Annotated in this window: 7 protein-coding genes; 1 reads left to right on the top strand and 6 read right to left on the bottom strand. The window is 54.6% G+C overall.

What is annotated here, in order from left to right; translation table 11 throughout:
* Positions 1 to 886: radical SAM protein (locus ACTCIA_RS15855; RefSeq protein WP_463002778.1), on the top strand; the 886-nt coding region annotated here is incomplete at its 5' end.
* A 10-nt stretch (positions 887 to 896) separates the two neighbouring features.
* Here the strand turns inward: ACTCIA_RS15855 and ACTCIA_RS15850 are convergent.
* The 6 genes from ACTCIA_RS15850 to ACTCIA_RS15825 form a co-directional block, all read right to left on the bottom strand.
* Positions 897 to 2,729: an AMP-dependent synthetase/ligase gene (locus ACTCIA_RS15850; protein ID WP_463002777.1), complete on the bottom strand. Its 1,833-nt coding sequence runs from the start codon at positions 2,727 to 2,729 to the stop codon at positions 897 to 899.
* A 72-nt stretch (positions 2,730 to 2,801) separates the two neighbouring features.
* Positions 2,802 to 3,149 carry a hypothetical protein gene (locus tag ACTCIA_RS15845; RefSeq protein ID WP_463002776.1) on the bottom strand — a complete coding sequence of 116 codons (348 nt, stop codon included), beginning with the start codon at positions 3,147 to 3,149 and terminating at the stop codon, positions 2,802 to 2,804.
* Positions 3,150 to 3,198: 49 nt separating this feature from the next.
* Complete coding sequence (locus ACTCIA_RS15840) at positions 3,199 to 3,654, bottom strand: porin (RefSeq protein ID WP_463002775.1); 456 nt, start codon at positions 3,652 to 3,654, stop codon at positions 3,199 to 3,201.
* 81 nt (positions 3,655 to 3,735) lie between these two features.
* Positions 3,736 to 4,206 carry a sigma-54-dependent transcriptional regulator gene (locus ACTCIA_RS15835; RefSeq protein ID WP_463002774.1) on the bottom strand — a complete coding sequence of 157 codons (471 nt, stop codon included), beginning with the start codon at positions 4,204 to 4,206 and terminating at the stop codon, positions 3,736 to 3,738.
* 14 nt (positions 4,207 to 4,220) lie between these two features.
* Positions 4,221 to 5,999 (bottom strand): sensor histidine kinase, encoded by a 1,779-nt coding sequence (locus tag ACTCIA_RS15830; RefSeq protein ID WP_463002773.1) that lies wholly within the window; start codon positions 5,997 to 5,999, stop codon positions 4,221 to 4,223.
* 458 nt (positions 6,000 to 6,457) lie between these two features.
* Positions 6,458 to 7,349: histone deacetylase family protein (locus ACTCIA_RS15825; protein WP_463002772.1), on the bottom strand; the 892-nt coding region annotated here is incomplete at its 5' end.

The following is a 7,349-nucleotide window of genomic DNA, read 5'->3' as shown; positions in this document are numbered from 1 at the left end:
CGAGCCCCTGCTCCAGCCGCACTTAACAGACTGGATGGCAGAAGCGCACCGCGCCGGATGCGAGACCGGCATTTTGACCAACGGCACGCTGCTCACCGAAGAAAAGAGCCGGGCGCTGCTTGATGCCGGCGTGGACTGGGTGTGTGTTTCCATGGACGGGGCCACGGCCGAGGTTTATGAAAAAATCCGCTTGGGCGCAAATTTTGAGCAGGTCTGTGAAAATCTCAGGCGGTTCTGCCGGATGCGCGCCGGCAAACCGGTCAAAGTCATGATCAACTTCGTCATGATGCCGGTCAACTTTCACCAGGTTACGGCCATTGTGGAACTGGCCGCGGAACTGGGGGCGGACCAGGTCAATTTCAAGCAGTGCGATGTCATCCGGGGCGAGCACGGCAAGGGCCTCGGCCTGTTTGCCACGCAAGAGACCAGGCAGGTCCGGCAAATGGAAAAGGAACTGAAAAAGGCCAGGCGCACAGCCAAAAAACTGGGGCTTGCCACCACCGACTTTCCATTTACGCCGGACGAACAGCCAGTGTGCGAGCAGGACCCCACCACATCCATGTTCATCCGACACGACGGATCGGCGGCCCCCTGCATCAACCTGGCCATCGGCGGCCCCACCACGTTTCTGGGCAAAGACGCGGTGATGCCGCAGGTCCATTACGGCCGGCTGCCCGAAGATGACCTGGCCGACCTGTGGGAAGCCAAGACCTGCCGGTTTTACAGGAATATTTTTGAAGAGCGGATCCGGATATACGAAGACAAATTTGCAGAAGGCTTTATCAGCGGCGGGGCCAATCGCTCCCAGCTTCAGCAGGCCGCGGAAAAAGCCATGCCCGAAGCCCCCGAGGGATGCCGGGTGTGCCACTACCTGTATAATATCTGACCGGCCCTGCTTACTTGTACATCCGCTCGATGGAATCTGCGAACTTTTCGGTCACCATTTTTCTTTTGACCTTCAGGGTGGGCGTAATCTCATTGCGGTCAACGGAAAAAGGCTCAGATAAAAGCGTAAACTGCTTGATCTTTTCATACTCGGCCAGGCCGGCCTGCCTTTGTTCGATCCGCTTGCGGTACATTTCAATGATATCGGACCGGTTGACCAGTTCCGCCGGGGAGCCGTATTCGATCCCCCGGTTCCGGGCGTATTCCGCCAGCGCCTCGAACTCCGGGACGATCAGGGCGGAGACATATTTTTTCCGCTCGCCGATGACCACGACCTGTTCGATGAAGTGATCGGCGCCCACCACGGACTCGATCGCCTGGGGGGCGATATACTTGCCGCCCGAGGTTTTCATCAGGTCCTTGATGCGGTCCGTGATGCGCAATTCCCCGTTTTCCGCAAATTCCCCCACATCCCCGGTCCTGAACCACCCGTCTTCGAAGGCATCCGCCGTGTCCGCGGGCCGATTATAGTATCCCTGCATGACATTGCCGCCGCGCACGAGAATTTCCCCGCTATCGGCAATTTTCACCTCCACGCCCGGCATGGGTGTGCCCACCAGGCCGAATTGGAAGTGATACGGCGGATGACAGGTCACAGTGGCCGTGGTTTCGCTCAGTCCGTACCCGTACCAGACAAAAACACCCACCGCGTAAAAGAATTCCTCGATCTCCTGTGACAGCGGGGCGCCGGCACAGGGCATAAATCTTATCCTGCCGCCAACCAGGTCCCGGATCTTTTTGAGCACCAGCCGGTCGGCAATCATGTGCCTGAATTTCAGCCCGGGCGGTACCGGCAGACGGTCCTTTTTACAGTTATTGGCCCGCCGGCCCACCTCCACTGCCCATTCAAACAATCTTTTTTTCACGGAAGAGGCCGATTCCATGTTGTGGAAGACCGCGGCGTAGATTTTTTCATAAATCCTGGGCACGGCGCACATAATGGTCGGCCGGACTTCTGCAATAAAACCGATGATCTGCTTTGGATCCTCGAGATAGACAATTTCCATCCCCTTGTAGAGCGCATAGTAAGTCCAGGCCCGCTCAAACACGTGCGACAGGGGCAGAAAGCACAGGGACAGATCGGTTTCATTCGGATTGAGCAGCCGGATATCGTGGCTGGCACCACTGAACAGGATGTTGTAGTGCGTCAAAATCACGCCTTTGGGCATTCCCGTGGTGCCGGAGGTATAAATCAGGGTCAGAATATCGTCCTGGGAGGCGCCTGTCAGGCGCTTTTCGATTTTATCTTGCACGCCCTGCGCATCCCCCCGGGCCAGAAAATCATCAAAATACATGACGTCTTCGGAGGCATCGATCCGGATGCCGCGGTCAAAGGCGATGATTTTCTCCGGGCACGCCGAGTTCCCGAAAAAAGAGGCGGCCTTGTCATACTGCTCCTGGTCGCCCACAAACAGCAGCCGGGCACCCGCATCATTGACGATGTACTCGGCCTGCTCTGCGGTGTTGGTCGGATAGATGAAAACCGGAACGCAGCGGATGCTCAGCGCAGCAATATCGGCAATCGTGCACTCCGGCTTGTTCTGGGAGTAAATTGCGATCATCTGCTGGGGCTCCAGGCCCGCGCCGAGCATGGCGCCGGCGGCTTTTTCCAGTTTTTCCCCCAATTGCCGCCAACTCAACGACTCCCATGCGCCCGACCGTTTTGTGCGCAGGGCCGTTTTATCGCCGTATCTGTTGACCCGTTCACGGATCAACAGCGCATAATTGGGTTCTTCAGGCACCTGCGGCTGCGGCTCACTATTAAACGACCCTGGGTTCTTCATTTCCCCCCCTTTATTGAAGATTCGGCCGGCCCCCCCTTTCGGCAGCCGGCCGAATATTAAGTCTGTCGGAGTTTAGAAAACATACTGCATCTGAACAAAAACCTCGTCTGCATCATCTCCGTCCACCCCGTCAATATTTTCTCCCATCCGGTAAGTGGCCTGCAGCTTGATATCGTGGTTGCCGGTGAAGAAATAGTTGGCCCCCACCGAGGTACGGTTCCAGGCTTCTGCATAATTGTCCGCATCCTGACTTTCATACCCGGCCACGATCTCGACCATGTTGCCCGGCAGCATATAGCCACCTTCCACGGCCCAGTTCTCCAGGTCGGTCTCGCTGTTTTCATAAATGCCCGCAGTGACGCCGTCATCCACGAGTTCAGAATTGAAAAAATTGTATTCGGCATCAACAGAAAACCCCATGAATCGCACCGCGCCGCTGACTTCGAAACCGTTGACACTATCTACATCTTCATCCGGTGAAATATTTGTCGTCATCATTTGACCAGGTAAAGGCGGCCAGGCTGATCGTGGCCTTCAGGTTCTCCCTGTCAAAGTCGCCCTGGGCCATTTTCAGGTAGCCGAAGGGGTGAAAGTCCACCCGCCCCACGGCCATCCAGCCCTCGTTAAAGTCATCATTGCGGTTGACCGGCGTATCGAAATCGAGCTTACTGTTATCCGGGTCAATGCAGGACTGGACCCCGGATACGGCCCACCCCAGTTTCTTATCCAGCACATTGCCGGAAAGATGCACGCCCGCGGCCCGGTCCGGGGTGCCGTAGTTGTGATCACCCACAAATGTTCGCTCAACGAGCTGCTGGCGCTTTGAAGATGTCAGAAACTCCCGGGAAAAGGGGGTGGCAGCATTGCCCACCGTGATACTAACCATGTCAAACCCGTCATAGGTACGGAATTTGCCATTGTTCATCCTCCTTTTCATTTTTGATGGCTTCGTAAAAAGGCTAAAAAATGTTATGCCCGCCAAGTAATAAAAATATAAGTTACGGCATTATTTCTTTTTATCTTTGCCCTTCGGATACAGGTCGAATACCGAATGCGGTGATTCGATGATCTTCTGGACGTTTTCCTGCATCTCCTCCTTGACCTCGGAATCCTTTTTCTGCCAGGCGCCCTCGATTTTTTCCACCAGCTCATCGATCTCGCACGGCTTGGTCAAATAATCATAGGCACCGAGCTTGACGGCTTCCAGGGCCGAGTCAATGGAGCCGTGGCCGGTCAGGATCAGGGTCTGGGTAAACAGGTCGAGCCTTTTGATCTCCTTTAACGTGGAAATCCCGTCCATACCCGGCATCTTCAGATCCAGCACCACCACGTCAAAATCCTGGTTCTGAAGCTCCCGGATGGCCGCATCCCCGCTGTTGACTGCCCCTACCCGATAGCCCCGGCTCTTCAGCAGCTTGGACATGTTGTTGGTGAAAACGACTTCGTCGTCTACAAGCAATATTCGACTGCCTTTCATGGTTACCTCCTTTTTTATGTTGCTTTGGTTTCTGTTTCGCTGGATTGTTCATCCTTTTCTGCAGTTTTTTGCGGCATGGCAGGGGGAAGAAAAATAACAAACTCAGTTCCTTCCCCAAGTTCGCTGCGAACCGTGATGTCTCCCCCCAATTGCTGGACAATGCTGTAACAGATCGAAAGGCCCAGACCCGTGCCCTTACCCACCGGCTTTGTGGTGTAAAAGGGATCGAAGATCCGATCCAGGTCCTTGCTCGAAATCCCTGATCCGGTATCGGCAATAGTGATGAAAACCCCTTCTGCAGTATCATCGTATTTGGTCGCAATCCGGATGGAGCCATAGGACTTGTTTTCATGGGCGTCTATGGCATTGGTGATCAGGTTCAGAAATACCTGTTGCAGCTGGGAGGGATCCGACTCAATGGATTCCAGCCGCTCGTCGAGATCTGCGATGAACTTGATGCCGGAACTCCTGGCTTCGCGTTCCATCAGCTCGATGACCTCGCCGATGAATTGATTCAAATTAATGGTCTCCACCATGGACCGGGTCCGCCGGGAAAACCGCAGCAGATTCTGGGTGATGCGCTTGCACCGCTGTCCCTGCACAGCGACCTGCTCCATGGAGCTTTGAAACTGCTCCCGGAATTCCGGGTCGTCGATTTCGGATTTCTGGAATTGATCGAGCAGAAGCTGCCGTTCGGTCATGATGATGGCCACCGGGTTGTTGATCTCGTGGGCCACACCGGCCGAAAGCTCCCCAATGGAGGCCATTTTGCTGGCCTGCATGAGCTGGGTGTTCAGCCGGGCGGCCTGAAGGTCCCGGTTCTTGATGAGTTTCACCATGTGCCGGGTGATAAATATGGCCGCCACCAGGATGCTCAGTGCACTCAGGTGAAGGAACAAAAGATTCGTGAACCGGGCATGGAACACTTCGGCAAACGCCTCGGTATAATCCTGCTCGATGATCAGCATCCACCGGGGTTCGCTGAGCCAGGATTTGCCGATAATACGGTTTGTAAAACGCCCCCCGGCGCTTTCATCATAAACATTGACCTGCACCGGTGTGCTGAAATGGTTTACAGACACGTTTGCCTGATCCATGATCGCCCCGCCGAACCGGGGATTGGTCTGATAAAGGCCTTTTTCGTTGACCATGTAGACCTCGCCGGTTTCGCCGATGCGCACGTTTTCCACCAGGGACCGGAATACGTGGGTATTGATGGTGGCCCGCAGGATCCATTTCCCCTCTTCTGCATTCCGAAGTACCGCGATAATGAAATGCGGTTCCTGGCGGAATCCCATGAACATGTCGCTGATGTAGACCCCCTTTTCCATGACCTGCTTGAACCATTTCTCTTGAAAATAATTTTTATCCAGCAGGTCATACGGGCCCACATAGGCCAGGTGGCGCCCCTGTGCATCAATGACGCCCAGGTCGGTAATCGAGGGATAGTCCTTGTTCATGTTTTCGAACACTTGCTCCAGCTTTTCCGGCTGCCGCAGCGTTTCCTTGGAATGGGTGTATGCGACCAGCCGCAGCTTGGAACTCTGCTCCTGCAGGAACTGCTCGATAAATCTCCCGTGATTGGCCACCCGATCCCTGAAAGAATTGATAATCCGGGTTTTGGCAAAATAGGTGTAATGCATGTTCAGCCCCCACCCCACCAGCAGCAGCGGAACAATGGAACAGACAACCGTCAGCACGGTAAAGCGCCGGAAGAGGTGAACGTATGCATTTTTTTCAGGCACCTGGTACCCGTTGTCCGGATTTTTGCCCAGTGTTTCGATTCCTTTCATTCAGCGCTTCCTTTGCATGAAACCTAAATTGAGCGATTTTCAAGTTTGCCGTATATACAAGGAAGATGCAGACTCGCTATAGTCAACTATGCAAGGCTGTATCTGACGCAGTAGATGCGGTAAAATTGAAAATCCCGGAGGGTTTCAGATTTTTAAAATAGAAATGGATGTGATCCTTTCAAATAAAGTGCTTTTAAAAATCTGAAACGCTCAATTTAGGTGAAAAATATATTGCCCAAGGTCCGCGGGATTCTTTCACCCGCCGGGCATGTTTGTTCAAATACATATCAAAAAGCATGCCATTGCGACGCCCCTGGACTCCTTTTTTAAGTAACTGAAATCAAATAAAAAAATATAAGAACTAAAAATACCGCCCATCAACGGAGCATGCCTGTCAACACATGGTGGACATTGGGTGGATATGGATTGTTTCGGTCGTGAAAAAGGGAACGGAACAGCTATTGAAGAACGGGCCAGTATTTTTTGTGCACGTCCATGACTTTTCTCAGTTCAGGCAAAGTGGCGGGTTTTTCCAGGGCCGGCCGTTTGATTTTTTCAGGCGGCAGGGTGGGCAGGTCTGCGAGTTCCTGAAAGACGCGGCGGCCGCAGGAAAGGATGCCCTCCTGGCTGTAGCCGCCTTCGAGCACGAAAACGATGTGTCCGCTGCAGACCTCCCCGGCAAGGGACTTGAGCATGTGGGTCAACAGGGCATAGCCTTCGGGCGTGACATTCATCTGCCCCAGCGGGTCATGGGCATACAGGTCAAACCCCAGGGCCACCAGGATCACTTCCGGTGCGTACGCCCGGGCCACCGGCGCCAGCAGGTGGTGCAGGATCAGGGCATAGTCGCCGTCGCCCCGGCCCTTTGACAGGGGCATATTGATGGTGTACCCCACGCCCCGGCCGGCTCCGATATCGGCGAGCCTGCCGGTACCCGGGTAGCACGGGAACTGATGGACAGAGAAATAAAGCACTTCCGGGGATTCATAAAACGCTTTCTGAATCCCGTTTCCGTGGTGCACGTCGATGTCTGCGATCAGCACCCGTTTTACGCCGTATTGTCTTCTGAGGTATTGTGCGCCCAGGGCGATGTTGTTAAACAGGCAGAATCCCATGGCACGGTCCGGCTCTGCATGATGCCCGGGCGGCCGCACACAGGCGATGCCGCAATGCGGTTGCTTTTCCTGCAGCACCGCGTCGATCAGGCTGAAAACCCCGCCGACGGCAAGCCTGGCCGTGGCATAGGACTGGGCGGTGGTCTGGGTGTCCAGATCCAGGGAGGAAAGCCTGTGCCCGGCCGTCTCGGCGATTTTGGCAATATAGGCCGGATCATGCACCCATGCCAGTTCA

This window comes from Desulfosalsimonas sp. (assembly GCF_055149105.1).
The sequence above is the reverse complement of the archived record's forward strand: the minus strand, read 5'-3'. Positions and strand labels throughout refer to the sequence as shown.

Bases quoted from the DNA above. Each gene is read 5' to 3' on its own strand.
- ACTCIA_RS15850 (WP_463002777.1), bottom strand. From the start codon at position 2,729: ATGAAGAACCCAGGGTCGTTTAATAGTGAGCCGCAGCCGCAGGTGCCT.
- ACTCIA_RS15845 (WP_463002776.1), bottom strand. From the start codon at position 3,149: ATGGGGTTTTCTGTTGATGCCGAATACAATTTTTTCAATTCTGAACTC.
- ACTCIA_RS15840 (WP_463002775.1), bottom strand. From the start codon at position 3,654: ATGAACAATGGCAAATTCCGTACCTATGACGGGTTTGACATGGTTAGT.
- ACTCIA_RS15835 (WP_463002774.1), bottom strand. From the start codon at position 4,206: ATGAAAGGCAGTCGAATATTGCTTGTAGACGACGAAGTCGTTTTCACC.
- ACTCIA_RS15830 (WP_463002773.1), bottom strand. From the start codon at position 5,999: ATGAAAGGAATCGAAACACTGGGCAAAAATCCGGACAACGGGTACCAG.